Below are 25,915 nucleotides of genomic sequence, written 5' to 3'. Positions count from 1 at the left end.
GAAGCAGGCTATCAGCCGGAAATCGCCTATTTTGAAACATTCCACGAAATGAAGATGATCGTAGACCTCATGTACGAAGGCGGCATGGCCAAGATGCGCTATTCCATCAGTGATACGGCAGAATACGGCGATTACACGGCCGGTCCGCGGGTCATCAGCGACGCATCGAAACAGGCGATGAAAGATGTACTGCACGATATCCAGGACGGAACCTTTGCCAAAGACTGGCTCCTGGAAAACAAGGCTGCCGGCCGGGCCCATTTCCTGGCGATGCGCCGCCAGCACGCCGAACATCCCATTGAAGAAGTAGGGGCCAAACTGCGCAAGATGATGTCCTGGCTGAACGAAGAAAAACCAGAATAATACGAAAGAGGGAATGGGGCAATGAACATCAATGGTGCACAGGCAATTATCGAATGCCTGAAAAAAGAAAGCGTGTCTGTCGTATTCGGTTATCCCGGCGGCACCGTACTGACGTTATACGATGAATTATATAAGGCAGAATTTCCACATATTCTTACCGGTCATGAACAAGGTGCTATCCATGCAGCCGATGGTTATGCCCGGGCGACGGGAAAAACAGGAGTCTGCTTTGCTACTTCTGGTCCCGGTGTCTGTAACATGGTTACGGGCATTGCGACAGCCAACATGGATTCCGTTCCGCTGGTCATCATCAGTGGTCAGGTCACCACCAGCCTGATTGGCCGTGATTCCTTCCAGGAAGCCGACATTTCCGGCATAACGACGCCGATTACCAAGCATAATTACTTGATAAAAGACGTGGAAGAATTGCCTCATATCCTGAAAGAAGCCTTTTACATCGCCTCGACGGGCCGGCCTGGTCCTGTCCTGATCGATATCGCTAAAGATGTATTCGATGCTACACTGAATTTCAAATATCCTAAAACGGTCCATCTGCGGGGGTACAGCGGCCGCTATATCGGTCAGGAAGACCATGTCACCCAGGCCGTAGAAGCACTGGCTGCCGCACACAAGCCGCTGCTTCTGGCCGGTGGTGGCGTCATCCTTTCCAATACGTCCGGCTATCTGCGTTCCTTTGTAGAAAAAACGCAGATTCCGGTCATCACGACGCTGATGGGCAAAGGAGCCGTACCAGACAGCTATGCCAATCACCTGGGAATGGTCGGTATGCACGGATCATATGCAGCTAACATGGCCGTCATGGAATGCGACCTGCTGCTGGCCATCGGCAGCCGTTTCGACGACCGCGTGACCGGCGATGCCGAAAATTTTGCGCCAAATGCCCGGATTGTCCATTTCGATATCGATAAGGTGGAAATCAATAAAATCGTCCACGCTGATATTAGTGTCGGCGGCGATCTCCGCTGGTCCCTGCCACTGCTGGCCAATCAGGTGCAACAAGGGCGGACACCGTACAAAAAACAATATCAGGAATGGCGCAATCACGTTCTGGCAATGAAGAAAGATCATCCATTTGCCTGCCGACATCTGGAAAATCAAATTTCCCCAGAAGTGCTGATTAAAAAACTGAACCAGCGTCTGGATGATGATACCATTGTCGTCACTGACGTAGGCCAGCACCAGATGTGGGCCGCCCAGTTTTACGACACGGAAAAGCCCCGCCATTTCATTACTTCCGGCGGGCTGGGAACGATGGGATACGGACTCCCGGCTGCCATGGGAGCCAAACTCGCCTGTCCCGGGCAGACGGTTCTCCTGTTGAGCGGCGATGGCAGCATCATGATGAATTGTCAGGAATTTGCCACGCTGGCCGATAACGGCATTGCTGTCAAGACCGTCGTTCTCTGCAACAGTGTCCTAGGCATGGTAAACCAGTGGCAGCGCATGTTTTATCACCGCCGCTACGCAGCATCTCTCCTGAAAAAAGGAAACCGCATTCCCGCTATTTCAGAAGCCATGGGAGTTCCCGGCTTTACGGCCACAACGCCGGATACGCTGGATGAAGCCATAGAAAAATTCCTGTCCGTTCCGGGACCGGCTCTTCTGGAAGTCCGCATCCCCGCCGATGAAAACGTCTATCCCATGGTACCCGGCGGTAAACGTCTGAACGAAATGATTCTGGAAGGAGGCAGCCGTACATGAGACAACATCTGGCTCTGCTCGTAGATAATAAACCTGGCGTCCTGACCCATGTCGCCGGCCTCATCAGCCGCCGTGGCATCAACATCGAAGCTATCAATGCCGGCTATACCGAAGACGCCGATATTACGCGCATCAATATCATCGTAGAAGTAAAAGATCACTGGGAACTGGATCAGGCCGTCAACCAGCTGGCCAAACTAATCAATGTCATCAAAATCGTCATTCTCGATGACAAGCCATTCGTCAGCTATGACCTGGCCCTGATTAAAATCCGGTACATCACGGCGAAAGACCGGATTGAACTGAGTAATCTGGCGGAACTGTTCCATGCCAAAATCGTAGACGTGGACAAACAATCCCTGATTTTCCGTCTCGCCGGCCGGGAGGATCATATCGATGCCATGCTGAATATGCTGCAGTATTATGAAATACTGGAAATCGCCCGCACTGGTTCTATCAGCCTGTCACGCGGAAAAGATGCGGTCAAGCATATGGAAACGTAGGAAGGAGACATTATGATTTGTCCCGATTTGCAACAACTCCTCGTCTGTCGTGACCTGCTGACAGATTCTCTCATCCAGACACTGCAGTCCCTGCAGCAATCCCCGGAATCAGAGAGCCTGCAATCCCGTCTGGCTGCCCAGCTCATTGAAAAAGCTGAACAACTGGGACTTTCAGGAAACCTGCTGCCAGCCTATCTGACCTATCAGCTCATCTGGGGCGACAATACGGCCTCGCGGACGCTGGAACAGAATGGTACGTACGGCCCCGGCCTCATGGCGGCCCTGGCCTCGGATATGGCTGTATTACTGCCCTGGCTGCGCATCGATACACGGGAACTCACCGGTCGTGACTTTCTGTCTTCCTATGTGCCGGCTGTCCCAATCCGCTCTCATGAACGGGATGATCTGATGAAAGCACTCATACAAGCAGAATCTCCCGGATGGGCAGCACAGATACTGTTAGACCATTATAAGACCCATGGCAGTGGTTCTCTGGCCCGGTTTACGGCATTCCGCCTTTCTTCATCAGGCCGCCTTACGGGAATCCGCGATTTTCCCGTATATGACTGGGACGACCTCATTGCCTACCAGCGGCAGAAAGAAAAGCTGCTGGCCAACACACAGGCATTTATCGCCGGTCACCGGGCCAACAACGTACTCCTTGCAGGGGCACGCGGCACAGGCAAATCGACCGCCGTCAAAGCACTGGTAAGCCGTTACCGGGACAGTGGACTGCGCCTGGTACAAATTGCCCGTGGCCAGTTATCGCAGCTGTCAGCCGTTATGGAACGGCTATGTGCCAGTAAAAATCTGAAATTCATCCTCTTTTTCGACGACTTGTCCTTTGACGAAGGGGAAACGGAGTACAAATACCTGAAATCGGTCATCGACGGCGGGGTGACACCCCAGCCGGACAATGTCCTCATTTACGCGACCAGCAACCGCCGCCATCTCCTGCGGGAATCCTGGCAGGACCGCAGCGACCAGATTGATGATATCTACATGCAGGACAGTGCCAACGAATCTATCTCCCTGTCAGACCGGTTCGGCCTCATCCTGCATTATACCCAGCCCACCCAGGACGAATATCTGGCTATGATTGGCCATGAACTGGAAAAATCCGGCATTTCTCTCGATAAAGAAACACTGCGGATTCTCGGCGTACGCTGGGAGCACGAGCATTCCGGACGCAACGGCCGCATCGCCCATCAGTTCGTCACCTGGTATCTGGGACAGCAAGAACTAAAACAGGCTGCGACACGCAATGCCTGACTATCATATATTAGATATAATGCATATACTCATAAAGGAGGTACCTTATGCGTAGTGATATCGTAAAAAAAGGCAGTACCCGTACGGCTCATCGTACGTTATTCCATGCCATGGGCTATTCCAATGAAGACTTGTCCAAACCGCTGATTGGCGTCGTTAACGCATTTAACGAAATCATCCCCGGCCATATCCATCTCCGGGAAATCGCCCAGGCCGTCAAACTCGGCGTAGCCGCGGCCGGAGGCACGCCGATTGAATTTCCCGCCATCGGCGTCTGTGATGGCATCGCCATGGGCCATGACGGCATGAAATTTTCCCTGTCCAGCCGTGAACTGATTTGTGATTCCATCGAAGCCGTAGCCACCGCCCACGCCTTCGACGGATTGGTCCTCATTCCCAACTGCGATAAAATCGTACCGGCTATGCTCATGGCTGCCGGCCGCCTGAATATTCCTGCCGTCGTCGTCAGCGGAGGACCTATGCTGGCTGGCCGTTACCAGGGACGCGATATCAGCGTCAGCACCATGTTCGAAGCCGCCGGTAAAGTGGAATCGGGCCAGATTACGCCAGACGAGCTGGAAGACATGGAAGAACGGGCCTGCCCGGGTTGTGGCTCCTGTGCTGGTCTGTTCACAGCCAATACCATGAACTGCCTTACAGAAGTACTGGGCATGGGTCTTCCCGGCAACGGCACGATTCCGGCTGCCTATTTCGGACGGCGCCGCATGCTGGCCAAAAAAGCCGGCGAAGTCATCATGGATCTCGTGCGCCGCGATATACGCCCCCGCGACATTATGACCCGCGAAGCTTTTGAAAATGCCATTGCCGTCGATATGGCCATTGGCGGTTCGACCAACACGGCGCTCCACCTGCCCGCCATCGCCCACGAAGCGGGTGTAGACCTGCCGCTCCGCGTGTTCGATGAAATCAGCCGTAAATCAGCTTATATCACGAAGATGAGCCCGGGCGGTACATACCATATGCAGGACCTGGATGAAGCCGGCGGTATCAGCGCCGTCATGAAGGAACTGACCAAACTGGGACTCATCCATACGGGAGCGCAGACGGTCACCGGCACCATTGCCAGCCGCATCGAACATGCAGAAATCCTGAACCATGAAGTCATCCACGGTGTGGAAAACGCCTATATGCATAAAGGCGGCATCGCTATCCTGACGGGTAATCTGGCTCCCGACGGCTCGGTCATCAAGGAAAGCGCCGTAGACCGGGATCTCCTCGTCTACAAAGGAACGGCACGCTGTTTTGATGCCGAAGAAGATGCCATCGAAGCCATCATCGGCGGTAAAATCCACGAAGGAGATGTGGTCGTCATCCGCTATGAAGGGCCTAAGGGCGGGCCGGGCATGAGAGAAATGCTCAACCCGACAGCCGTCATCACCGGCATGGGGCTTAAAGTCGCCCTTCTGACAGACGGCCGTTTCAGCGGTGCCAGTCGCGGAGCCTGCATCGGCCATATTTCACCGGAAGCCATGGAAGGCGGCCCTATCGCCCTCATCCACGACGGGGATATCATTTCCATCGACATCCCACAACGCAAGCTGGAACTCTGCGTCAGCGATGAAGAACTGGCCGCCCGCAAAGCGGCCTGGAAACAACCGGAACCGAAAGTCAAAACAGGCTACCTGTCCCGTTATGCCCGGCTGGTCACATCGGCCAATACGGGTGCCGTACTGAAATAAAAGAGAAACAAAAAGCGGGGCCGCATCCCATGAGTGTATACCCATGGGATGCGGCCCCGTCTTTATGCAAATATTCGTATCAGGATCAGTATTCTGTCTTGCTCGTCTTCGTCCAGATGCCCATTTTTTCTGCTTCTTTAATGAGTTCTTCCCGGAAATCAGGATGAGCAATATTAATCAGCGCTTCTGCCCGCTGCCATGTGGACTGGCCTTTGAGGAGGGCTACGCCGTATTCGGTAACGATGTAGTGAACGGCCGAACGCGGTGTCGTGACGACAGATCCCGGAGTCAGAGTCGGGCGGATCAGCGATTCCAGGCTGCCATCTTTCAGTTTACGCGTCGAATGGACGCAGATGAAGCCCTGGCCACCTTCGGAAAGATAGGCTCCCTGTGCGAAGTCCAGCGCACCGCCGGTACCACTGATATGGCGGTAACCTGCCGATTCGGCGCAGACCTGACCATAAAGGTCAAGGTTGATGCAGCTGTTGATAGAAACAAAGTTGTCAATGCTGGCAACGACATTGATATTGTTGACATAGTTGACCGGTGCATTGAACACGATCTGGTTGTCATCGATAAAATCATACAGACGCTGTGTGCCACCGGCGAAGGTATACATGATTTTACCTCTGTCGCGATTCTTTTTACCGGTAATTTTCCCGGCTTCGTACAATTCGACATAGGGATCTACCAGCATTTCCGTATGACCGCTCAGGTCTTTGACATCCGATTCTGCCAGTTTATGGCCAATCGCGGACGGAATCCCGCCGATACCGAGCTGCAGCGTACTGCCATCTTTGATCATCGGTACGACGAAGCTGGCAATTTTATCATCGACCGGGGTCGACGGTTTATTCGGGACAATCGGCATATCCGGGTTGGACCCTTCGACGATGAAATCGACATCGGCAATATTCAATTCCGTTTCATAGCCCAGTGCCTTCGGCATTTTCTGATTGACTTCTACGATGACCTTATCCGCCGATTTGAGAATGCCCCTTAAATCGGCTACCTGAGGCCCCAGATTGAAGTTGCCCCATTTATCCATCGGATGTACCTGGAAAATGGCGACATCCACTTTTTTATGGCTCCAGTATTTCGGCAGTTCATTAAAGAGGAGCGGCATGAACCAGCAGCGGCCGGCTTTATTCATCTTGCGGTCGAATCCATTGAAATGGCCCGATACGAAACGGACCTGATCGTTGGATTCCGTTTCCGTATAAGTAAAGAACGGATGATCCTGAATCAGCGTCGCATCGATGATTTCCACATCTTTCAAGCCATCCTTATTGATATGGTCGGCCAGCGCTTTATCCGTATCATACGGTGCCGAACAGCCAAGGCCGTACGATACACGGTCTCCGCTTTTGACGACAGCTGCCGCTTCCTGCGGCGTCACGAGTTTCTTTTGGTACTCTTCTGCAATTTGTGAAAGTTTGTACATATCTGTTGTTACCTCCTTATGCAAAAACCCGTCCGGTCATGCCGGATAAATCCGCCGATGCATCCCTGTCCAGCGGTATCAGGTTCCTGTTACCCATAAATTTATTAAGATAAATAAAGAAGTTTTGTTCTTTTTTATTATACGAAATTTGTGAAAAATAAGTCAAGGTCAAACGCTTTACTCATGAGAAAAACATCTTGTATACATGATTATTTCGTATTTCTGTCATGACTACTATTTTATTTCTTTTCAATAATAGTCTTGATATTTTTAAGATCGTCCAGGTTGACTTCCTTGAGCAGCATGCGGAATTGTGCCAGCTGTTTTTCCACATCCGGCGCCAGTTTGGGAAAATCCGGTTTGATAGCCCGCAGCTTTTCCAGAACAATCTGAGCTACGACGTACCGGGTATACCATTTATCATCAGCCGGTACAATATACCACGGCGCATACTTAGTCGATGTTGCACTCAGGACTTCCCCGTATATTTTCTGGTAGCGGTTCCAATATTTCCGTTCGTTGATATCGGACATGGAAAATTTCCAGTTCTTCTGTTTAGTCACGATCCGGTCTATGAGGCGTTTTTTCTGTTCATCCTTGGACACGTGAAGGAAAATCTTGACCATAGGAAATCCATTTTCCGATAAATACCGTTCCCAGTCCCTAATCTGGCGGTAGCGGCGTTCCCATATATCCTTGCCAATCAATTTTTCCGGCATGCCGTCACTCTTGATCAGGTTGTGGATATGAGTCACGACGACATCTTCATAGTGGGAACGATTAAATATACCTATTTCACCGCGGCTGGGCAGGGCTTTATTAATCCGCCACATATAGTCGTGATCTTTTTCTTCGGCACTGGGCTGTTTGAAACTGGTCACATGTACACCTGCCGGATCCAGCTGGGCAAAGACATGTTTGACCGTACCATCTTTTCCTGCCGCATCCATAGCCTGCAATACAATGAGGACTCCATAATGGTTATCGGCATACAGCTTTTCCTGCCATCCGTTCAGTTCTTCCATCACGCGGGGCATCCACTCTTTTTTTACCTTTTTCTTGTCAATGTCTACGTCACACGCCGTGGCATACTGGCTGAGGTCTACCTTTTCACCTTCTTTGACACGATATCGTTCAATATTCATGAATCCGCGCCTCCTTATTCACTGTATATATGTTTATTATACCTCATGAGCAAGAAAAAGTGTTCATTTTTGTCAATATCATATAACAAAAACGGAGCCGTACGAAAATAAACTGACGTTCATCTTAGTACAACTCCGTTTTAACAAATTTTTCGTAATCAGGCTCCCAGCAAACTGCCGACGATAATACCCAGGTAGGTGCCAATGACGTAGCCGAAGGTACCTACCAGCATGGAAGGACCGACCAGCCGGGTCCACCCCTGGGAAATAGCCATACCGGCAGCCGTCGTCGGCCCGCCGATATTGGCATTGGATGCCAGAATGATATCTTCCAGATCGAAATGGAACAATTTGCCACCGATAAAGCAGAAAGCCATATTGATGACAACCATGAGGAAACAGAAGACAAACAACAGCGGTGCATTACGCAGGATTTCCATAATCGATGCGGGCACACCGATAACAAAGAAAAAGAGATAGATGAAATAAGTACCCACTTCCTGAGCGCCATGCATAGTAGCTGCCTTTTTGGCAAAAAACGTCGCATACACCATGGAAATGACCGTAATCCACACATACTGACTGCCAAAGAAGGTATTGCACATATCGAGGAACCAGTTTCCCTTTGGAATGATACCGGCCAGTCCTGCCGCAATCAGTTTGGAAATCGTTACGACAATGACTGCGTAGGCCAGATCAATGGCAATATCCTTGAGGGAAATATCTTTTCTCCCCCAGTAGGCCGCAGCCAGCGTCTTTCCTTCTTCCGATACGCCGTTCTGCAATACGGCATCAATATGGGGATGTGTATAGACCCGGCGGAAAAAGGCATTGCCGGCAATAGCCAGCAGTACCAGGAAATAGACTGCCATATTGAGATTATCGGCAACTGTCGCCGAAGAAACGAGAGTACCGCCAGCCTTGAATGCATCGGCCAGGGCCGTAAAATTCACGCCGCCGCCAATATACGAACCGGTCATCATGGCCGCGACTTTGGGGAGTCCCGGTACGAACGGCCCCAACAGCCAGGTTCCCAGGACGGCTCCACAGACCGTACCGACAGACCCGATCAAAAAAATAAAGAGCAGCCGTCCCGTTTCCCTCCATATTTTCTGCAGATTTGCCTGCAGCAGAAGGAGCGGGATAGCCAGTGGCACAGCATAGCCCCAGACGATATCGTCATAAAGGGGCGCACTCGTAGGAATGATTCCCGTATTAACCAGAACCAAAGCCATGACCAGCGCGATGACGGCACCGGAAATCCGGGAAGCCCAGGTATATTTTTGTTCCAGATAGATGGAAACCGCTACGGCTCCACACATAATCGTCATGAGCATCCACGTATTCTGCGAACTCACCAAAGTTGCCATACAAAATCCCCCTTACCGATAATTGTTACCACCATAGGTATAGGTAAATTATACCCGATTTCCGCCAATTATCTACCCTCTATTCTTTCATTTGCCTCGCATATTAATGTATCACGCCCATAGATGCCAGTATGACAAAAATGACAAAAGCCACGACGACCAGCATCCCCATCTGCATCATATTCACAGCCATCCTCCTCTCCTGTACTATCCTATCATACCATAGATTGCCTAATCTGGAGAAGGACGTCACCGGTATCACACCGGCAAACCACTATATAAAAAAATGGGACTGCCCGATGATGTGACCCCAAAAAGTTAGACCTTGGGGCTATAACATAATAGCCTCTTCTAAAAAAGGGACTCAGTTATGAGCTGACCCCCAATCGTTAGATGTTAGGTCTAACAATTGGGGGTCAGCTCATGAAGACAGTCCCATTTTTATATGTGTGCACCTATAGTCTTATTCTGCGTGGAAGGCATCTGTATTGGCCTGGAAATGCTGATACAGGCTGACTGTATCCGTCTGGAGGGCCAGATACTGTACGCCTCTCTTTTTCCAGTTGATGGCCGATTCGATGCTGTCTACATACAGACCGATGGCTACGCCGTTTTCCTTGCCCAATTTCAAAATTTCATCAATCTGGGCCAGGACCTTGGGATGTTCCGTCTGTCCCGGAATGCCGAGAGATGCCGAAAGGTCGTACGGCCCGATGAATACGACATCGACGCCTTTGACTTTCAGGATATCTGAAATATTTCTGGCTCCGTCCTGTCCTTCTACCTGAAGCACGACAATAGTATTGGCGTTAGACTGGCCAAAAAACTGTTCACTTGTCATGCGGCCATATTCGCCGGCATGGACAAAGCGGTTGCATCCCCGTTCGCCTTCCGGTGTGAATTTTGCGCCTTTGATAGCCCGTTCCGCTTCTTCAGCAGAGCCGATCTCCGGAATTTCTACACCGTCAGCGCCTGTATCGAGTACTTTGCCAATGAGGGTCGGATCATTCGTATTGACGCGGAAAATAGCGGCAGTCCCTGCCAGTTTTGCCGCCCGTGCCAGATTAGCTGCATCTTCAACGGCGATTTCACCGTGTTCTCCATCGAGAATGACGAAATCATATCCTGCCAGCCCGGCAATCTGGGCAATAGCCGGATTATTCAGTTCAATGAATGTCCCCAGTAATGCTTCTCCCTTTTGAATTTTTTCCTTGAATTGATTCATACATACCACTCCTCTGTAAGAAACTCCCTATTTATAATCATAACACGTTTCACATTGAATCAAAATGCAAGTTCGTAATAGCAACAGAGCATACCATCACCTTCAATCATACCTGAAACGCGCCTCCGCCATCGTTTTTCCGACATTGTTGAAATATGATTAAATCCTTTGAATATTTTGACATACATAGCAAAACATAAGTCATCTATGCTATAATAACCTATAGCATAGATCTATAACGTTTACAGAGGATTAACTATGGCAGAACTAAAACTATCACCTAAAAAACCAAGGGAAAACAGCCGGGAATATGTTTTCCGCATGATGTACAGCAATATCATGTCCTTCCAGCTCGCTCCCGGTACAGCTATTTCGGAACAAGACATTTCCTCCCAGCTCGATATCAGCCGCACACCCGTACGTGATGCCTTCGTGCGCCTGGCCCAGCTGAAACTGCTCGATATCGTTCCCCAGCGCAAAACGACCGTATCGCGGATTCAGACAGAACAGCTCGACGATTCCTGTTTTATGCGCCAGGCCGTGGAATGTGCGATTATCAATCAGGCATGCAAAAAATTCCCTAAGACACACCTGAAACGCCTGGAAAATAACCTGATCCGGGAGCAGCAGGCCATTGCCAAATCAGATAATACCACCTTGTTCAAGCTGGACGAAGTACTGCATAAGACTATTTTCGATGGCTGTCATCGCAGCCGCATCTGGGATTACCTCACCAAAACGGACCTCAATTATCTCCGAGCCCGCGTGCTGGTCACCATGTCTCGGGTCAATCAGATGGAAATCGTACTCGACCAGCATCGCCAAATTGTGGAAGCCATCAAAAACCAGGACGAAGAAGCAGCTCTGCATGTAATGGGACCTCATGTCGTCCGTGTCCTCCCCCTGCTCAAAGGTCTGAAGGAGTTTTATCCCACCTACTTTGCCTGAGACTTCATATCGCACCGCCGAATCCGGCCTTGTCCATGACAGGGCCGGTTTTTGTATGCACAGGACACATGTATTCTCTATAAAGCATATAGATTATTCATACTAGACAGGATCTCCTCTTTCTTCATTGACACCTATGAGAAAGAAAACGTATACTTTATGTACATAAAACGAATACTAGGATACAAGAAAAGGAGTGCATCTATATGACATGGAGAAGTGCATCGTTTATTGGCGACCCGGACAAGGGAGCCCTGGCCCGCGGCCTGTACCGTTCTATGGGCTATAACGACGAAAATTTTAAAAAGCCATTCATCGCTATTGTAAACACCTGGAATGATATCTGCCCGGGACAGTATAATCTAAAACGCATTGCCGGATACGTCCGTGCCGGGATTGAGGAAAACGGCGGCACGCCTTGTGAATTCGGCACCATCGGTGGCTGTGACGGCATCGCCCAGGGCCACGACGGCATGCATTATATTCTCCCGTCCCGCGAAATCATTGCCGCCAGCATCGAAATCATGGTTCAGGCCCACATGCTGGATGGAATGGTCCTCCTCGGTTCGTGTGATAAAATCGTGCCGGGCATTCTCATGGCCGCTGCCCGGCTGAACCTGCCCGCCATCGTCGTAAATGGCGGCCCCATGTATCCCGGTCATCATAACGGAAAAGACATCGACGTCAACGAAACAGCCGTATACGCCGGGAAATACCGGTCCGGCCAGTGCAGCCGCGAAGAGTTCGAAACGGTAGAGCGCGCCGCCTGTCCCACTCCCGGATCCTGTCAGATGATCGGTACCGCCAATACCATGAGTTGTCTGGCTGAAGGACTGGGCATGTCCCTCACCGGTTCTGCCATGATTCCTACAGTAGATAAAAAACGCATGGACATTGCCCGCCAGTCGGGACGCCGCATCGTCGATATGGTCAAAGAAGGCTTACGCCCCCGCGACATTATCACCCGCAAATCCATTGAAAATGCCGTCCGCCTCGGCATGGCTATCGGCGGCTCGACTAATCTCATCATGCATATCCTGGCTATTGCCCATGAAGCAAAGGTTCCTTTTACCATTGATGATTATGAAGAACTGAGTCGCACAACACCGCAGATTGCCCGGCTCATGACAGCCAGCCAGTACGATATGGTCGATTTCTATGAGGCCGGTGCGGTACCGGCCGTTATGCACGAAATCCTGTCCCTGCTTCATGGGGATGCTCTCACAGTAACCGGGCGGACGATGAAGGAAAATCTACAGGACGCCCGCATCCTGCGCCCGGAAGTCATCCATCCGCTGGAAAATCCGTTCCGCCCCGACGGAGGTCTGGCCATCATCAAAGGAAATCTGGCTCCCCTTTCCGGTGTCTGCAAACCTGCCGCCATTCCAGTAGAACATCATACCTTTGAAGGTCCGGCTAAAGTGTACGACAGCGAGGAAGAATTAACTCAGGCCATCTACGATAATAAAATCGAAAAAGGAGACATCATCGTCGTCCGCTACGAAGGCCCCAAAGGAGGCCCTGGCATGAGGGAAATGTTTACGCCGCTGGAATTACTACTTGGATACGGTCTTGCCGAAGATGTCTTTCTTATCACCGACGGCCGCTTCTCCGGTTCCAACAAGGGCGGCTTCGTAGGCCACATTTCTCCGGAAGCAGCCGAAGGAGGCCCCCTGGCTATCGTTGAAGATGGAGACCGCATCCGTATCGATATTCCCAACCGCCGTCTTGATCTCCTGGTTTCTCCGGAAGAAATCGATAAGAGACTGAAAAACTGGCAGGCGCCGGAACCTAAAATCAAAGAGGGTTACCTGTCCATCTATGCCCGTCTGGTAAAATCAGCGCATTACGGTGCCATTATCGAATAACAGAAAATAACAAAAGGACTGCCCTAGAAGCCCCTGCTTCTTTGCAGTCCTTTCGTTTAATGAATTTCTTTCCAGTTCTTTACATACGGGCCGGCCGGCTTCCGTTCATCTACAAGACCGACTATATAATCAATAGATGTCTCGTAGAAACGTGCCAGAATTACCAGCCTGGCTATAGAAATTTTCCGTTTCCCCGATTCGTACAGACTATACGCTACCTGCGTACAATGAAGCATGTTTGCCACTTCCTGTTGTGATAACCGGGCTTCATACCGCAATTCCCTCAATCTGCCATATTCCTGCATACTACACCTTCTCTCTGCAGCATACGAAGCAACCACCTATATATAAAATGCAGGGGCTACTGCCATTGCTCCTGCTATACATAATCCCCCGAGTTTCATTTGCTACGATTATTATAACACGTTATAGGCCATAATGTATTGCTTTTCGCAAAAAAGATAAGATATATGCCGTTTATGTATAGAAAACAGGTCTTGCCCTCATAATTTGCAAGACCTGTCCAAATAGAGAAAGTGGATAGAAAATAGAAATATTATTTTTTTAAAGAATCCCGCTCTGCTTCTACATCGTGAGAAGACCATCCTGCTGCCTGAGCAATGATTTCAGTCCCAACTCCCAGTTTCAATAAATTCTGTACGATTTTACGCGTCTGATCCCTGGCTCCATCCTGCCAGCCTTCGCTCCAGCCAGCCTGCCATACTTCTGTAGTAGAGACTCCTTGATCATAAAACTCTTCCTTCTGCTGCCATATGTTGAGCGTATCCAATTCATCCGGTGAAAACGTCATGTCATCATCGTGTTTCATACATATGCCTCCTGCGTTTTTTACTTATATTATGGCAGGAAGTTGCCTAAGAGTAAAGAAAAAAGCTTAATAGAGCTGCAGCAACTGTGGAATCAATCCGGTAGACTGGATGGCTTCAAGACACTCCAGAATACCGACGACTCCGATAAACCACAATACATCAAAGGCCGCCTTGCGGAAAACCTTGGGCTTTACCGTATATTCTTTTGGTTCGTGATACAGGCTCCTGTCCGGGATGAACCGGGGCACGCCGGCCAGATATTCTTCGTAAGGCTTGCCAAATAAGCGGAGCAGTTTCTGTTCTTCTGACCGGATGATCATAGGGTATATCACGGCAAATCCAATGATAAGCATTGCTGCCAGTGACAAGGATTCCGTACACAATCCGACACCAGCACACCCCAGGAAGCTGAAAAAATACAGAGGATTGCGACAGACCGAATAGGGACCTTCCCGAACCAGCACTCCGTCTTTATAACCGGCAATATACTGGGCACACCACAATCTCCCCGCTGTCGCCAGACCTACCAACAAACAGCCTAAAAAGAAAAGAATACCCGTCAACACCGGTGCTGCCATTTCCAGCGGTTTTCCCGAAACAAGAAATAACACGACAAAGGCCAGGCCCAATACTTGTGAAATGCGCGTTCTGTATGTAACTAAAAATTTCATATTTCCTTTCCTCCCATGCGCAATATCATTTTCTACAATGGAAGTATACCAATGAATATTAAAAATATAGTATATAAAGGATTAGGAAATGTTAAACAAAGAATATAAATTTTTTAAATCAGGACTTGCTAAATTCCCAAAATTGATTTAGGATAGTACTATCAGTTCATGGGGATGTAGCTCAGCTGGGAGAGCGTGCGGTTCGCATCCGTAAGGTCGAGAGTTCAATCCTCTTCATCTCCACCAAAGGACAGAGGCCGTCACCGAAAATGGCCTCTGTTTTATTTTATTTTTTACATACTATTGCAGGAATTGACCATGGAACACGTGAACCATGCCGCAATTCCTTTTTTATTGCCACCGGCCCTATAGAGCGCTCCGTCCGGCAAGAAAGGACTCCTATGAAAAACGTTGCCATCGTATTTCTGTTTGCACTACTTGCCTGCCCCATCATGTCGTACGGGCAGACCCCGCCGGCCTCACCGTCTCCTCAGAGCCCGGCCCTTGTAGAAAAATCCCGGGATTTCTACGAAGGCAGGGTCTGGCGTCTCGATGCCACCGATGTGACGGCACTGCCCCGCAATTTCCGTACGACCGATATGACCTTCCGTCCTGTCGAAAAAAAATACCTACAGGAAATCGATGCTGCCTATATTCCGTCCCGGCAGGGACTGTCCCAATTACACGCTTCCGGATCAGCACAATTCACGGAAAAGCAGCTGCAGGCATTGGCTGACGTATTAACCAAAAAGGCCACCGGGCCAGTGTATATCGTAGACCTGCGGCAGGAGTCCCATGGGTTTGCCAATGGGATCCCCATCAGCTGGTACGGGCCGAGGGACTGGGGTAATATAGGAAAAAACCGCCATGCCGTCCTCCGGGACGAAAAGGACCGTCTCCATCACACGATAGGACAGGCCATCACCTTATATCAGCAGGGAAAAGACGATGCCCTCCTGCCCGTGCAGACTCTGATGGTCAACAGGGTCCAAACGGAAAAGGAACTCGTACAGGAAGCGGGCCTTCACTACTACCGCATCACAGCCACAGACCATCTCTGGCCCCGTCCGGAAACGATAGACCGGTTCATCCGCTTTGTCCAATCCCTGCCGCCTCAGGCCTGGCTGCATTTTCATTGCGAAGCCGGCATGGGCCGGACAACGGCTTTTATGAATATGTACGATATGATGAAAAATCCCTCCGTTCCCCTGAAAGACATTCTCTACAGAGAATATGAAATCGGAGGGAATTATACGGCTCACACCGTTTCCCATCCTTCCCCCTCAGACTGGAAAGGGCCCTATTATAACGAAAAGAGCCGCATGATACGGCTCTTCTACCAGTATGTACAGGAAAATTACCAGACAAACTTCGCTCGTTCCTGGAGCTCATGGCTCAAGGTTCACGAAACAGAGAAATAGCTACGCTGCCTTAGACAGATACGCGGCTGCCGGTATCACCCGGTCAAACTGCGGCAGCCACGCATGCTGCCGGTGACTGTACGTCCGGATGACGATTTTATCTTCAAACAGATACAGGGAATTAGTATAGATATCAGATCCGTTATCCCAATCGGCATTATATACATTGAGAATGCATCCGTGGTAACAATTAGCATCGGTCATGAAATCTCCATCTTTGGGGCGCGTATGGGTATGGCCGGACACCCAGAGCCGGACTTGTGGGTGAGCCAGCAGGATTCGTTCCAGCGCGTCTGCCGGCTGTACGGCATTGCGGCGTACCGGCCGGGCCGATCCATCAGCAGCCGGCAGAGCCGTCCCGGAAAGAGGTGCATGACAAAATATAATAGTGGGATACTGACTGTTTTCCGAAAGAGTCTGATCCAGCCAGGCCAGCTGCTGCTGGGACAATTCTACGGCAGCTTCACTATTCATTGTATCCGGTGAAAGGAATACAAGCAGATATCCACCCATCCTGCGAGAATGATATAACGGTCCAAAAAACCGGGTATACCGTTTAAAGTGGAATATCCGTTCCAGGAATCCTCCGGAAATCAGCCTACCTTTTGTATCCGTACTGTAAAATAATTCATGATTTCCTGCCACGAAGGCTTTCCGTGCTTTCAGGCCCCGCAGCAAAGACCGGACCCGCTCGTATTCAGACAGACTGCCATCGCGCTGTACCATATCTCCCGTAAATACAGCCAGGTCAACATCATGCCAGCGATTGATATCCTCAAGAGCTTTCTTTTTATTGTGCATCTTATTCAGACAGACCATTTCATCCACCACCGACTTGCTGGGATAATGGATATCACTAAGGATAACCAGCCTTTTATACGGTTTCTGCTTTTCTACCATACGATTCCCTGCACGGGACATAAAAAATAACTGCTGTAAATTTTTAACCCACCCTGTATAAGACATACGCATCCTCCCTGCCGCCAGGCCATCCACTCACTTTTATGAACACCCCCATCATAAAAGAAATGTATCTAATTACGGCAAAGGAATAGAAAAATATATGTAAACAAGGACTGCCTGACCGTACGAATTTCCGTCCGATCAGGCAGTCCTCTTCCATTAGCCTATTACTTAATTTTTCCTATTTCTATCTCGTCGATTTTGCCTTTTTCGATTTCAAAGACCATTCCTACATCAGGGGTTCCTACGGCTGTGTAAATAAACTTATCACCATGAATCACATCGGGCGTACCATACGTCTCCTGCAACACCGACGCGTCCATCCCTACATGAATTCCTTCCGGCGTCTGCCAGCCATTATTAGCCGAAGATTCTACACGGTATACGCTTTCATCTACCAGATGAATGGATACCGAATCACCATATTCATACTCGACGACCGACCCGGACGGAACGGACGACGTATACTCCCGTTCAATCTCCGTCGGTGCACCATATATCTGCCGTACGTACGAACCATCATTGCCGTACCCGATGCCACCCAGATACAGGGATTCCTGCGGTACCGATGCCAATGCGGCCGAAGCAGCCAGTGTCAAGAGAGTTGCCGAAACAACTATTGTCCATTTTTTCATCGTAGTTCACACTCCTCTTTGATTTGGATAATTATTATCCACTACTATTCTATCATAAAATAATATGGATTTCCAGCAACCCCTATTTTATATCAGATATCAAAAAAGCAACTATGTCACGAAGGAATCGAAAGAGAACATGATTCCCCTTCCATATAACTGTCCTTATGGCTAAGCGATGACGCGGACGACGATTTTGACGGCTTTGTCCCAGTTATATCCATCCGGAATGATGGTAATCGTTGACGTCCCCGGTTTGTTTGCCGTAAACAGGTCATCTTTGCAGGTCAGTGGTCCCTGCCCATCGTACAAAACTCGTTCCCTCATCCCCCGGTTCAGCCGGCGCAGCTGCATCGTTTCGCCTGCTTTCATGGTCAGTGACTGCTGGGATGTGTATACGACACCGTTATTTCCTATGGCGAATGATATGGTATATCCTGCCGGGACAGCAATTTCTTCCGGCAGTTCTTTTGCCATCATGCGCTTGCCCTTCCAGCGGTATACCGTATCCTGATGGCCCATGTGTTCGATGAGCTGGCCATTTTTGATTTCTACATTTCCCTGGAAAATAGCCGACCGGCTTAATAGTACCTGCGGTCTTTCATTCAGCCAGGCCAGCACATCATAGCTCAGGAACGCACCGCTTCCTTCGTGTTTATACAATACCAGCTGATCCCGTTTATTGTTCAGCAGATTCCCCGAAAGAACGTGTAGCGGGGCATATTTCCGCTCACTTTGATAGACAGGAGTCCATTTCTTCTGCACATCATCATAGGTCATGACGGCCGCTACATGAGACGGTCCATAACCGGCACCCTTCACATATCCGCTCAGGACATAATCATCCGCATCAGCACCCGTAAAGTGGACCGGCACCTGTTCTTTGAGGACAAATTGCGGTTCCAGCTGCTGAAATGTATCCACTGGTTCAGCGGCCTGCACCAGCACACTGGACAAACAACAAACGCTCAGAATCTGCAATACTTTTCTCATCCATGTTTTCTTCATCATCAGATGTCCCTCCTGACTTTCGCATTACAATAACGGCTCAAAACCCTGCCTGTTCTAATTCTTCCTTCATAGCCCGGCGGGTTGTATAGGTCTGTTTCCAATCACGGGCCAGATTGCGTACGATTTCTTCTCCTCCCGGATACTGGCAGATTTTCTTCAAGTATTGGATACAATTGCGATACTGACTGCGATGGCGGGAATCAGGCATGAGTCCTTTTACTAGCCATTTTTTTCATTATACCATGGCCTCCCCTGCCAGCATCATATTTTTGTCTGGATTTTCCAAAAAGGCTTCACCCGTTGCAAATGCAACTGCTTTGTAACGCCTTCCCAATTATACTAGTCTTGTAAGAACGATGAACCAAGGCAGATTTCAATAGCTACATAAAAGGAGACGATAGACATGGGAAAAAAACTGACAGATAAAGTAACCTGGGTAGGGAAAATCGATTGGGAACTGAACGAATTTCATGGACATGAATATTCTACAGAAAAGGGATCTTCCTACAACTCGTACCTGATCCGCGATACAAAGACTGTTTTGATGGATACCGTATGGAAACCCTTCGATGAAGAATTTGTCGCTAACTTAAAGCGCGAAATCGACCTCAAGGACATCGACTATATCGTCATGAACCATAATGAAAACGATCACAGCGGCGCCCTGCCGGCCCTGATGCGTGAAATCCCGGACACGCCGATTTACTGCACGAAGAAAGGGGAAGCCATCCTGCGCGGCCTGTATCACCAGGACTGGAACTTCGTCAATGTCAAGACCGGCGATACGCTGGACCTCGGAAGCAGCCAGCTCGTCTTCATCGAAGCACCGATGCTGCACTGGCCCGATACGATGTTCACCTATATGACCGGTGAAAACATCCTCTTCAGCAATGACGGATTCGGCCAGCACTATGCCAGCGAAAAGATGTACAATGACTGCGTCGATCAGGCTGAACTCTATCAGGAAGCCATGAAGTACTATGCCAACATCCTGAACCTGTACAGCCCCATGGTCACCCGCAAAATCGATGAAATCCTGAACATGAATGTCCCCGTATCGATGATCTGCCCCAGCCACGGCGTCATCTGGCGTGATAACCCGATGCGGATTGTTGCCAAATACCAGGAATGGGCAAAAGCGTACCAGGAAAACCAGATTACCATCATCTATGACACCATGTGGAACTCGACACGCCGTATGGCTGAATGCATTGCCGAAGGTCTGCGCGAAGCCGATCCGACAGTGACAGTAAAGCTTTTCAATTCCGCAGTGGATGACAAGAACGACATCGTAACAGAAGTCTTCAAATCCAAAGCTATCCTCGTCGGTTCGCCTACTATCAATTATGGCTATCTCTTCTCCATCGGCGGCATTATGGAAATGATCCGTGGCTTGAAATTCAAGAATAAGAAAGCCGCTGCCTTCGGCAGCTATGGCTGGAGCGGCGAAGCAGTCAAACAGATTACAGCCCTTCTGCAGGGAGCTGGTTTCGATGTCGTAAATGATGGGCTCCGCTGCCAGTGGAATCCGGACCAGGCAACACAGGAAACGTGCCGCGAATACGGCCGGGAATTTGCAAAAGCCGTCGGCGTTTCAGAAAGTCCGGAAGATGACGTACCGACAGAACTCGGCGATTACAACAACGACGAACAGATCGGCCAGGCTGCAAAAGAACATTTTGAAGATTGGGAAAGAGATGCCCGTGAAGGCGTCAAAGGCGGTTATGCCGGCTAATAAAAAAGATAGTTGAGTTATATGTTTTTCTGTCAGAGATATTTTTAAAATGTATATTCTTGTTTTTAGCTAAGCAAATACTCTTTGTTCACTCCCCGGTGGGCAAAGAGTATTTGTTTATCGGGAAATGTTAAATTACGATAAAGCTATGGCAATTTCAAAAAATCTGTTAAAATAAAGTTGCATCATTCTATTTTAACGGATACTTATAAAGGAGGTTCCTTATGAAAACATTAGATGAACTATATCATCAGATGCTCCGGCAGGCCGCTGATGGTAAACCGGTCGATGTCGATGGAGACCCGAAGCTCATTGACTGTCTGGCCCATCCGGACGACCATCCACTGATCTGGCGGGTAAAACCCTGCGTCTGTCCGCCTGATGAAAAACATCCCTGCCAGGAAGCCTGTTCCTGGGGCGCTATCAAACCGTCTCCCGATGGCAAAGGGATGATAATCGACGATGCAGAATGTGTCGGCTGTCAGGCCTGTGTCGATGCCTGCAAACTGGAAAGTCTCAAAACGAGTAAAGATATCATCCCCGTCGTCCAGGAACTGCATGACTACGATGGCCCGGTCTACGCACTGGTAGCACCGGCTATCTCCGGCCAATTCGGCCCTAACGTCACCATGGGGAAGATGCGCACGGCCCTGAAACACCTGGGATTTACCGGCATGCTGGAAGTCGCCGTATTTGCCGATATCCTGACCATGAAAGAAGCGTTAGAATTTGATAAAAACGTCCATACAGAAGAACAGTTCCAGCTGACGAGCTGCTGCTGTCCTATGTGGATTGCCATGATCAAGAAGCTCTATCACCAGCTGCTGCCCAATGTCCCCGGCTCCGTTTCCCCTATGATTGCCGGAGGCCGCACGGTAAAGGCACTGCATCCCAATGCCAAAACTGTATTCATCGGTCCCTGTCTTGCCAAAAAAGCCGAACGGAAAGAACCGGATATCGCCGGTGCCATCGATTATGTCCTGACCTATCAGGAACTGCGTGATCTGTTTTCCGTCACCAATATGGACCTGGAAAAAATGGAAGAAGAAAACGTCCCCCACGCCTCATCATCCGGTATCGGCTATGCCTGTGCCGGCGGGGTTGCCGACGCCGTAGCCATGACCGTCGCCCAGCTGGACCCGGACCGCAAGGTGCCCATCAAGACCCGCAAAGCCGACGGTGTCCCCGGCTGCAAAGCCATGATCAATGACATTCTCGCCGGCAATCGCGATGGCAATTTCTTTGAAGGCATGGGCTGCATCGGCGGCTGTGTCGGCGGTCCCCGGGCCATCATCAAAAAAGAAGAAGGCAAAGCCTGCGTACAGGCCTACGGGCAGGAAGCCCAGAGCCGGACGCCTGTAGAAAATCCCTACGTCATCGAACTGCTCAAACACCTGGGATTTGCTACCGTAGAAGAATTTCTGGAAAAGAGCGACCTCTTCGACCGTCATTTCGACTGATCGTTCATCAAATAAAGAATGCCTATGAATAAACTGAAACAACGGCTGTGTTCCTTGTTATGTACGACTATACTGATAGGTGCAGCAGGAGCAGCTTATGCCACTTCCGATTTTACGAACGATATGAAACTGACCGTATCTGCCCGGCTGACACCTAATGAAGGAGCTGCCTCCATTGAACGGCAGTACGACCATCCCGATTCCCCGTATTACGCTCATCCCGATTTCTACCACATGAAATCCACGGCATCGCGGACCATTCTCAGCGGATACCAGACCTTCCAACAGACGAGCGAATGGTCCTGCGGGCCGGCAGCCGCCCTGACCGTACTGCAATGGTATGGCCGGACAGACGGATGGAACGAGCAAAAACTGGCCGCCCTGCGTCATCCTCTGAAGGACGTGACCGTCCCCGGTTTTCCCAATGGTTATCCGGGAACGACACTGCGCCAGATGAAGGATATATTTGATGGCGTCGGAGGCTTTCATTACATCTCCAGCAGTGACTATCAAAAGGAAGGCAAAACACTTTCTGCCAGCGATGTACGAAAATTTCTGAAAGAAGGCCATCCCATCCTAATCTGCTGGATAGACTGGAATGGCCACTGGCAGGCAATCATTGGTTATGATGATATGGGTACAGCCAATGAAGCCGACGACGTCATCATCGTCGCTGACCCATATGATACTACCGACCATAACCAGGACGGGTACGGAATCTACTCCTGGCAGCGGTTCCAATCGATGTTCTCCATGTACAATCAGTTCCCCGAATCAGAAGGCGGCAGCAACCAGCTTTTCTTAGTGCCGATTCCGGATAAAAAGTAATAAATAAATCAAAAAAATCACCTCTATGATTCAGTACATGTACTGACCTACCATCGTTAGATTTTTAGGTCTAACTTTTTTTTGGGGGGGGGCAGTACACCATGTACTAATATAAGTATAAGAGGTGATTTTTTATTAAACTATTTTTCCTGACTGTAGCATGAATCTTTATTTACTAATGCTTCTCTAAAATAATATATTCCTCTCCTTTCTTTTCTAATGATGCCACACTCCATCGCCTTCTTTAAAATCCGTGATGCCGCATTTCGACTGATTCCAAATTGAGTTGCCACAATCTGCCGGTTAAAAGGGTAGGCGAATTCATAAATTTCCAATAAATTGATAATTTTTTTTAACGTGTCTTTTCGAAAGCTTTTAGCCGCTCTTGTTTGTATAATGATTTTTAAGTCGGTAAGTTGCGTTTTATCCGGAGTAAGTTGCGTTTTATTTGATTTCGTTCCACTTCGCAACTCATTTCCCCTGTTAGGCAGTGAAACAAGGAAAAAATATTCATTGGAATAAAATATTGGCTTTATATCAAAATCTGCATATGAATTCATAACCCGGCGTATGCCACTACCTCTGCGATCCATATAATGCAGTCGGCCAAAAATATCAGATATAATTTCATTTCTTCTCATGGACGGAATCATTTTTAAATCTAAATCTTGAATACGACTTCCATTCATCATTCCTCCAGGGAACGAGATATCCAGTCGATCATCATACATATCGACATGTATTTCCGAACCGATATTTTTGATAGTCCCGATGAATCAAGGCATTAACTAAAACTTCACGAACCGCTTTAAACGGATAATCACTCTTCTCTTCCCTATGCATTCCCCGTATTGTCCAAGGATTTTTCGAATTATTTCGTATAAATGATTCTGCATTGTTAAGAAGAGTAATTAGACTCGCTCCAGAAAATTCTTCATCATCTAGTGCATCACCTTCAACAGACCCTTTTGTTATCCCTTTCCAATGAGTACAAACAACACGCGATTGTTTTAAAATTCCTTGATCACAAAGCAATAATCCAGCATTTGTCACTTTACCAGCTTCCGTCATTAATCCCATAAAAATAGGATCTTGAGATAAATTAAATTCTTCGCCCGTCTCTCTTTTTAAAGTCGCTCCTAGTAAAGTAAAACTAACATCACTCATTTGATAAGAAGTAGGCAACGCATCATAAGTTTGATTCATTCCCTTTAGAATCAGGATATTAAGTTCTAAGGTAGTTGCCAATTCAGATCTATCGCCACGTCGGACATAGCATTCTCTTGTATGCTCGTGAATATAATAGTACGGATAATTGGGTCCTGGAAAGATAGCCAAATCAAGACAATACTTACCTTCTCGATGGCTAGAAAATGTTATTAATGTATAATTAACCATAGGGCTAATCCGAGTTGAAAGAAATTCCGAAATCTTGCTGGCAGTTCCTTGAGCATCATCTAAGCCAATTGCTTCATGGTCACCGTCAGTTATTCCAAATAAAATATGCCCTCCTTTAGTATTGGCAAATGCAGAAACTGATTTTAGCCAACTTTTAGGTTTGTTTGCTTCTAACGAAACTTTATAGTCTAAAAAAACTGGCCTCTATTCCTTTGAAGTCATTGATATCCATCCCTCTTCCCTCCTATAGTGACTACATTGGAATATTTTTACTATTTTTTATTTTAACGTTATATTTGTCATCCCGTCAAGCTCAATGCAAAAAGGGTTAGTTTACACTAAGATGCAAATAACGCTTATACAATATTTAAATAACCATTGCAATAAAAAAGAAGGTGCAATAAGAAGTCAAAAGGTAATGAATTAGTTAGATGAGAAAAATATAGCACGTATGAAAGCCAAACAAAAAATGCTCACAAAGCCTTCCAGAATAGGCTTTATGAGCATTTTTCCCTTTTAAAAGTGTCAAAAATTATTTTTATATCGCTGAAAGCAGCTTACCCCTGCGGAGATTCTCCTTCCCCCTGTCCATCTTCCGCATCAGGGCGGATGATACGGAGGATGGATGCTTCCGAACGTTGTCCCTTCCAGGCTTTATTCAAAATTTTCATAACGATGAATGCCAGAATAAGGCCGCCAATGAATCCGGCTGCAGCCGAACCATTTTCCGATAGTCCCCACGACGGGCCCTGTGTATAGAGGACGACGATGCTCAGGAGGACGATCAGCATGGGGATGCCAAAGCCGATAAATCCACCGAGGGCGATATTTCGTTCCGGCAGGGCGAATTCGACGAAATCTCCTTTTTCAGCTCCGATTTCATTGCGTACCTCAATGGGAGCCGTGGCATTGCCGATAGACGACGCATGACGCGAAAAAAGGCTCGTCCGGCTGGCCTTGATCAATACCATATGGTCAGGCAGTATCTTTTCTACTACCCCAGTTTCTGTTCTCATATCATCTCTCCTAACGTCATGGTGTCCGTATATATAGCAAAACAGCACATCCTGCCGGATGTGCTGTAACCTGGTGGGCGATAACGGGCTTGAACCGCTGACATCCTGCTTGTAAGGCAGGCGCTCTCCCAGCTGAGCTAATCGCCCATAAAAATGGTGACCCCTGCGGGATTTGAACCCACGTTCACGCCGTGAAAGGGCGGTGTCTTAACCACTTGACCAAGGGGCCATGCAAAGAAAAATTATGGTGATCCACCCGAGATTCGAACTCGGGACACCCTGATTAAAAGTCAGGTGCTCTGCCAACTGAGCTAGTGGATCATATTTGGCAGGGGTAGTAGGATTCGAACCCACACAGGCGGTTTTGGAGACCGATGTGCTACCATT

23 protein-coding genes, 4 tRNA genes and 2 pseudogenes are annotated in these 25,915 nt (G+C 48.8%); 12 read left to right on the top strand and 17 right to left on the bottom strand.

Annotated features, from left to right (window positions below):
• The 5 genes and pseudogenes from B4H10_RS08345 to ilvD (B4H10_RS08325) form a co-directional block, all read left to right on the top strand.
• Nucleotides 1–363: pseudogene (locus B4H10_RS08345) on the top strand (ketol-acid reductoisomerase); the annotation flags it as partial.
• Nucleotides 364–384: 21 nt separating this feature from the next.
• Entirely contained in the window at nt 385–2,085 is a 1,701-nt protein-coding gene (gene ilvB / locus B4H10_RS08340) for a biosynthetic-type acetolactate synthase large subunit (protein WP_292016974.1), read from the top strand.
• Complete coding sequence (gene ilvN, locus B4H10_RS08335) at nt 2,082–2,588, top strand: acetolactate synthase small subunit (protein WP_059076324.1); 507 nt, start codon at nt 2,082–2,084, stop codon at nt 2,586–2,588. Before ilvB ends, ilvN begins: the two co-directional genes overlap by 4 nt.
• Nucleotides 2,589–2,600: 12 nt before the next feature.
• A complete protein-coding gene (locus tag B4H10_RS08330) occupies nt 2,601–3,860 on the top strand; it encodes an ATP-binding protein (RefSeq protein WP_292016973.1) in 1,260 nt (419 codons plus the stop codon).
• A gap of 47 nt (nt 3,861–3,907) precedes the next feature.
• Nucleotides 3,908–5,560 carry a dihydroxy-acid dehydratase gene (gene ilvD, locus B4H10_RS08325; RefSeq protein WP_075581760.1) on the top strand — a complete coding sequence of 551 codons (1,653 nt, stop codon included), beginning with the start codon at nt 3,908–3,910 and terminating at the stop codon, nt 5,558–5,560.
• Nucleotides 5,561–5,645: 85 nt separating this feature from the next.
• Here ilvD (B4H10_RS08325) and B4H10_RS08320 read toward each other — a convergent pair whose 3' ends face one another.
• From B4H10_RS08320 to B4H10_RS08305, 4 genes are all read right to left on the bottom strand, one after another.
• Nucleotides 5,646–7,004, bottom strand: coding sequence for an acetyl-CoA hydrolase/transferase family protein (locus B4H10_RS08320; protein WP_059076321.1), 1,359 nt, complete (start codon nt 7,002–7,004; stop codon nt 5,646–5,648).
• A gap of 239 nt (nt 7,005–7,243) precedes the next feature.
• Nucleotides 7,244–8,149 (bottom strand): polyphosphate kinase 2 family protein, encoded by a 906-nt coding sequence (locus tag B4H10_RS08315; protein ID WP_170087057.1) that lies wholly within the window; start codon nt 8,147–8,149, stop codon nt 7,244–7,246.
• A 158-nt stretch (nt 8,150–8,307) separates the two neighbouring features.
• A complete protein-coding gene (locus B4H10_RS08310; protein WP_292018625.1) occupies nt 8,308–9,519 on the bottom strand; it encodes a DUF819 domain-containing protein in 1,212 nt (403 codons plus the stop codon).
• A 463-nt stretch (nt 9,520–9,982) separates the two neighbouring features.
• Entirely contained in the window at nt 9,983–10,744 is a 762-nt protein-coding gene (locus tag B4H10_RS08305) for an HpcH/HpaI aldolase family protein (protein WP_059076318.1), read from the bottom strand.
• A 258-nt stretch (nt 10,745–11,002) separates the two neighbouring features.
• On the opposite strand from B4H10_RS08305, the gene B4H10_RS08300 reads away from it, so the two are divergent.
• Both B4H10_RS08300 and ilvD (B4H10_RS08295) read left to right on the top strand, forming a co-directional pair.
• Nucleotides 11,003–11,692: a GntR family transcriptional regulator gene (locus B4H10_RS08300; protein ID WP_292018624.1), complete on the top strand. Its 690-nt coding sequence runs from the start codon at nt 11,003–11,005 to the stop codon at nt 11,690–11,692.
• Between the two features lie 206 nt (nt 11,693–11,898).
• The gene (gene ilvD, locus B4H10_RS08295) at nt 11,899–13,560 is read left to right on the top strand and encodes a dihydroxy-acid dehydratase (RefSeq protein ID WP_059076316.1); all 1,662 of its coding nucleotides are present in this window, start codon (nt 11,899–11,901) and stop codon (nt 13,558–13,560) included.
• A gap of 56 nt (nt 13,561–13,616) precedes the next feature.
• Here ilvD (B4H10_RS08295) and B4H10_RS08290 read toward each other — a convergent pair whose 3' ends face one another.
• The 3 genes from B4H10_RS08290 to B4H10_RS08280 all read right to left on the bottom strand — a co-directional run bounded on the left by B4H10_RS08290 (nt 13,617) and on the right by B4H10_RS08280 (nt 15,061).
• Nucleotides 13,617–13,865: a helix-turn-helix domain-containing protein gene (locus B4H10_RS08290; RefSeq protein ID WP_059076315.1), complete on the bottom strand. Its 249-nt coding sequence runs from the start codon at nt 13,863–13,865 to the stop codon at nt 13,617–13,619.
• Between the two features lie 251 nt (nt 13,866–14,116).
• Nucleotides 14,117–14,389, bottom strand: a complete 273-nt coding sequence (locus B4H10_RS08285; protein ID WP_059076314.1) for a hypothetical protein — start codon at nt 14,387–14,389, stop codon at nt 14,117–14,119.
• Nucleotides 14,390–14,455: 66 nt separating this feature from the next.
• Nucleotides 14,456–15,061: a methyltransferase family protein gene (locus B4H10_RS08280; protein ID WP_292016970.1), complete on the bottom strand. Its 606-nt coding sequence runs from the start codon at nt 15,059–15,061 to the stop codon at nt 14,456–14,458.
• Nucleotides 15,062–15,231: 170 nt separating this feature from the next.
• Here B4H10_RS08280 and B4H10_RS08275 point away from each other — a divergent pair.
• Nucleotides 15,232–15,307: transfer RNA gene (locus B4H10_RS08275), tRNA-Ala, on the top strand.
• Nucleotides 15,308–15,462: 155 nt separating this feature from the next.
• The gene (locus B4H10_RS08270; RefSeq protein WP_292018623.1) at nt 15,463–16,482 is read left to right on the top strand and encodes a protein tyrosine phosphatase; all 1,020 of its coding nucleotides are present in this window, start codon (nt 15,463–15,465) and stop codon (nt 16,480–16,482) included.
• Here the strand turns inward: B4H10_RS08270 and B4H10_RS08265 are convergent, their stop codons facing one another.
• The 4 genes from B4H10_RS08265 to B4H10_RS08250 form a co-directional block, all read right to left on the bottom strand.
• Nucleotides 16,483–17,448 (bottom strand): metallophosphoesterase family protein, encoded by a 966-nt coding sequence (locus B4H10_RS08265; RefSeq protein ID WP_292018622.1) that lies wholly within the window; start codon nt 17,446–17,448, stop codon nt 16,483–16,485.
• Nucleotides 17,449–17,612: 164 nt separating this feature from the next.
• Nucleotides 17,613–18,080 (bottom strand): hypothetical protein, encoded by a 468-nt coding sequence (locus tag B4H10_RS08260; protein ID WP_292018621.1) that lies wholly within the window; start codon nt 18,078–18,080, stop codon nt 17,613–17,615.
• Between the two features lie 171 nt (nt 18,081–18,251).
• Entirely contained in the window at nt 18,252–19,091 is an 840-nt protein-coding gene (locus B4H10_RS08255; RefSeq protein WP_292018620.1) for a hypothetical protein, read from the bottom strand.
• A gap of 37 nt (nt 19,092–19,128) precedes the next feature.
• The gene (locus B4H10_RS08250; protein WP_162816202.1) at nt 19,129–19,299 is read right to left on the bottom strand and encodes a hypothetical protein; all 171 of its coding nucleotides are present in this window, start codon (nt 19,297–19,299) and stop codon (nt 19,129–19,131) included.
• 195 nt (nt 19,300–19,494) lie between these two features.
• Between B4H10_RS08250 and B4H10_RS08245 the strand changes: the two genes are divergently transcribed.
• From B4H10_RS08245 to B4H10_RS08235, 3 genes are all read left to right on the top strand, one after another.
• Nucleotides 19,495–20,826, top strand: coding sequence for an anaerobic nitric oxide reductase flavorubredoxin (locus B4H10_RS08245; protein ID WP_059076307.1), 1,332 nt, complete (start codon nt 19,495–19,497; stop codon nt 20,824–20,826).
• Between the two features lie 224 nt (nt 20,827–21,050).
• Nucleotides 21,051–22,286, top strand: a complete 1,236-nt coding sequence (locus B4H10_RS08240) for a [Fe-Fe] hydrogenase large subunit C-terminal domain-containing protein (protein ID WP_292018619.1) — start codon at nt 21,051–21,053, stop codon at nt 22,284–22,286.
• Nucleotides 22,287–22,310: 24 nt separating this feature from the next.
• Complete coding sequence (locus B4H10_RS08235; protein WP_292018618.1) at nt 22,311–23,114, top strand: C39 family peptidase; 804 nt, start codon at nt 22,311–22,313, stop codon at nt 23,112–23,114.
• A 140-nt stretch (nt 23,115–23,254) separates the two neighbouring features.
• Here B4H10_RS08235 and B4H10_RS08230 read toward each other — a convergent pair whose 3' ends face one another.
• From B4H10_RS08230 to B4H10_RS08205, 6 genes and pseudogenes are all read right to left on the bottom strand, one after another.
• On the bottom strand, nt 23,255–23,845 hold the full coding sequence (locus B4H10_RS08230; RefSeq protein WP_292018617.1) for an ATP-binding protein: 591 nt from the start codon (nt 23,843–23,845) through the stop codon (nt 23,255–23,257).
• Nucleotides 23,838–24,644 (bottom strand): annotated as a pseudogene (locus B4H10_RS08225) (helix-turn-helix domain-containing protein); the annotation flags it as partial. The gene B4H10_RS08230 and the pseudogene B4H10_RS08225, both read right to left, overlap by 8 nt.
• Before the next feature lie 425 nt (nt 24,645–25,069).
• Nucleotides 25,070–25,528 (bottom strand): SoxR reducing system RseC family protein, encoded by a 459-nt coding sequence (locus tag B4H10_RS08220; protein WP_292018616.1) that lies wholly within the window; start codon nt 25,526–25,528, stop codon nt 25,070–25,072.
• A gap of 71 nt (nt 25,529–25,599) precedes the next feature.
• A tRNA-Val gene (locus B4H10_RS08215) sits at nt 25,600–25,675 on the bottom strand.
• 7 nt (nt 25,676–25,682) lie between these two features.
• Nucleotides 25,683–25,757 (bottom strand) — tRNA-Glu (locus tag B4H10_RS08210).
• Nucleotides 25,758–25,773: 16 nt separating this feature from the next.
• Nucleotides 25,774–25,849 (bottom strand) — tRNA-Lys (locus B4H10_RS08205).
• Nucleotides 25,850–25,915 lie beyond the last annotated feature (66 nt).

The sequence above is a fragment of the Megasphaera sp. UBA4382 genome (assembly GCF_002391155.1).
Classification (GTDB): Bacteria; Bacillota; Negativicutes; order Veillonellales; family Megasphaeraceae; genus Megasphaera; species Megasphaera hexanoica.
The sequence above is the reverse complement of the archived record's forward strand: the minus strand, read 5'-3'. Positions and strand labels throughout refer to the sequence as shown.

Excerpts from the sequence above, each read along its gene's own strand:
- B4H10_RS08305 (WP_059076318.1), bottom strand. The coding sequence starts at position 10,744 with ATGAATCAATTCAAGGAAAAAATTCAAAAGGGAGAAGCATTACTGGGG.
- B4H10_RS08300 (WP_292018624.1), top strand. The coding sequence starts at position 11,003 with ATGGCAGAACTAAAACTATCACCTAAAAAACCAAGGGAAAACAGCCGG.
- B4H10_RS08255 (WP_292018620.1), bottom strand. The coding sequence starts at position 19,091 with ATGATGAAGAAAACATGGATGAGAAAAGTATTGCAGATTCTGAGCGTT.
- B4H10_RS08235 (WP_292018618.1), top strand. The coding sequence starts at position 22,311 with ATGAATAAACTGAAACAACGGCTGTGTTCCTTGTTATGTACGACTATA.
- ilvD (WP_075581760.1), top strand. The coding sequence starts at position 3,908 with ATGCGTAGTGATATCGTAAAAAAAGGCAGTACCCGTACGGCTCATCGT.
- B4H10_RS08240 (WP_292018619.1), top strand. The coding sequence starts at position 21,051 with ATGAAAACATTAGATGAACTATATCATCAGATGCTCCGGCAGGCCGCT.
- B4H10_RS08230 (WP_292018617.1), bottom strand. The coding sequence starts at position 23,845 with ATGTATGATGATCGACTGGATATCTCGTTCCCTGGAGGAATGATGAAT.
- B4H10_RS08260 (WP_292018621.1), bottom strand. The coding sequence starts at position 18,080 with ATGAAAAAATGGACAATAGTTGTTTCGGCAACTCTCTTGACACTGGCT.
- B4H10_RS08320 (WP_059076321.1), bottom strand. The coding sequence starts at position 7,004 with ATGTACAAACTTTCACAAATTGCAGAAGAGTACCAAAAGAAACTCGTG.
- B4H10_RS08330 (WP_292016973.1), top strand. The coding sequence starts at position 2,601 with ATGATTTGTCCCGATTTGCAACAACTCCTCGTCTGTCGTGACCTGCTG.
- B4H10_RS08315 (WP_170087057.1), bottom strand. The coding sequence starts at position 8,149 with ATGAATATTGAACGATATCGTGTCAAAGAAGGTGAAAAGGTAGACCTC.
- ilvB (WP_292016974.1), top strand. The coding sequence starts at position 385 with ATGAACATCAATGGTGCACAGGCAATTATCGAATGCCTGAAAAAAGAA.
- ilvD (WP_059076316.1), top strand. The coding sequence starts at position 11,899 with ATGACATGGAGAAGTGCATCGTTTATTGGCGACCCGGACAAGGGAGCC.
- B4H10_RS08220 (WP_292018616.1), bottom strand. The coding sequence starts at position 25,528 with ATGAGAACAGAAACTGGGGTAGTAGAAAAGATACTGCCTGACCATATG.
- B4H10_RS08285 (WP_059076314.1), bottom strand. The coding sequence starts at position 14,389 with ATGAAACACGATGATGACATGACGTTTTCACCGGATGAATTGGATACG.
- B4H10_RS08245 (WP_059076307.1), top strand. The coding sequence starts at position 19,495 with ATGGGAAAAAAACTGACAGATAAAGTAACCTGGGTAGGGAAAATCGAT.
- B4H10_RS08280 (WP_292016970.1), bottom strand. The coding sequence starts at position 15,061 with ATGAAATTTTTAGTTACATACAGAACGCGCATTTCACAAGTATTGGGC.
- ilvN (WP_059076324.1), top strand. The coding sequence starts at position 2,082 with ATGAGACAACATCTGGCTCTGCTCGTAGATAATAAACCTGGCGTCCTG.
- B4H10_RS08310 (WP_292018625.1), bottom strand. The coding sequence starts at position 9,519 with ATGGCAACTTTGGTGAGTTCGCAGAATACGTGGATGCTCATGACGATT.
- B4H10_RS08290 (WP_059076315.1), bottom strand. The coding sequence starts at position 13,865 with ATGCAGGAATATGGCAGATTGAGGGAATTGCGGTATGAAGCCCGGTTA.
- B4H10_RS08265 (WP_292018622.1), bottom strand. The coding sequence starts at position 17,448 with ATGTCTTATACAGGGTGGGTTAAAAATTTACAGCAGTTATTTTTTATG.
- B4H10_RS08270 (WP_292018623.1), top strand. The coding sequence starts at position 15,463 with ATGAAAAACGTTGCCATCGTATTTCTGTTTGCACTACTTGCCTGCCCC.
- B4H10_RS08250 (WP_162816202.1), bottom strand. The coding sequence starts at position 19,299 with ATGCCTGATTCCCGCCATCGCAGTCAGTATCGCAATTGTATCCAATAC.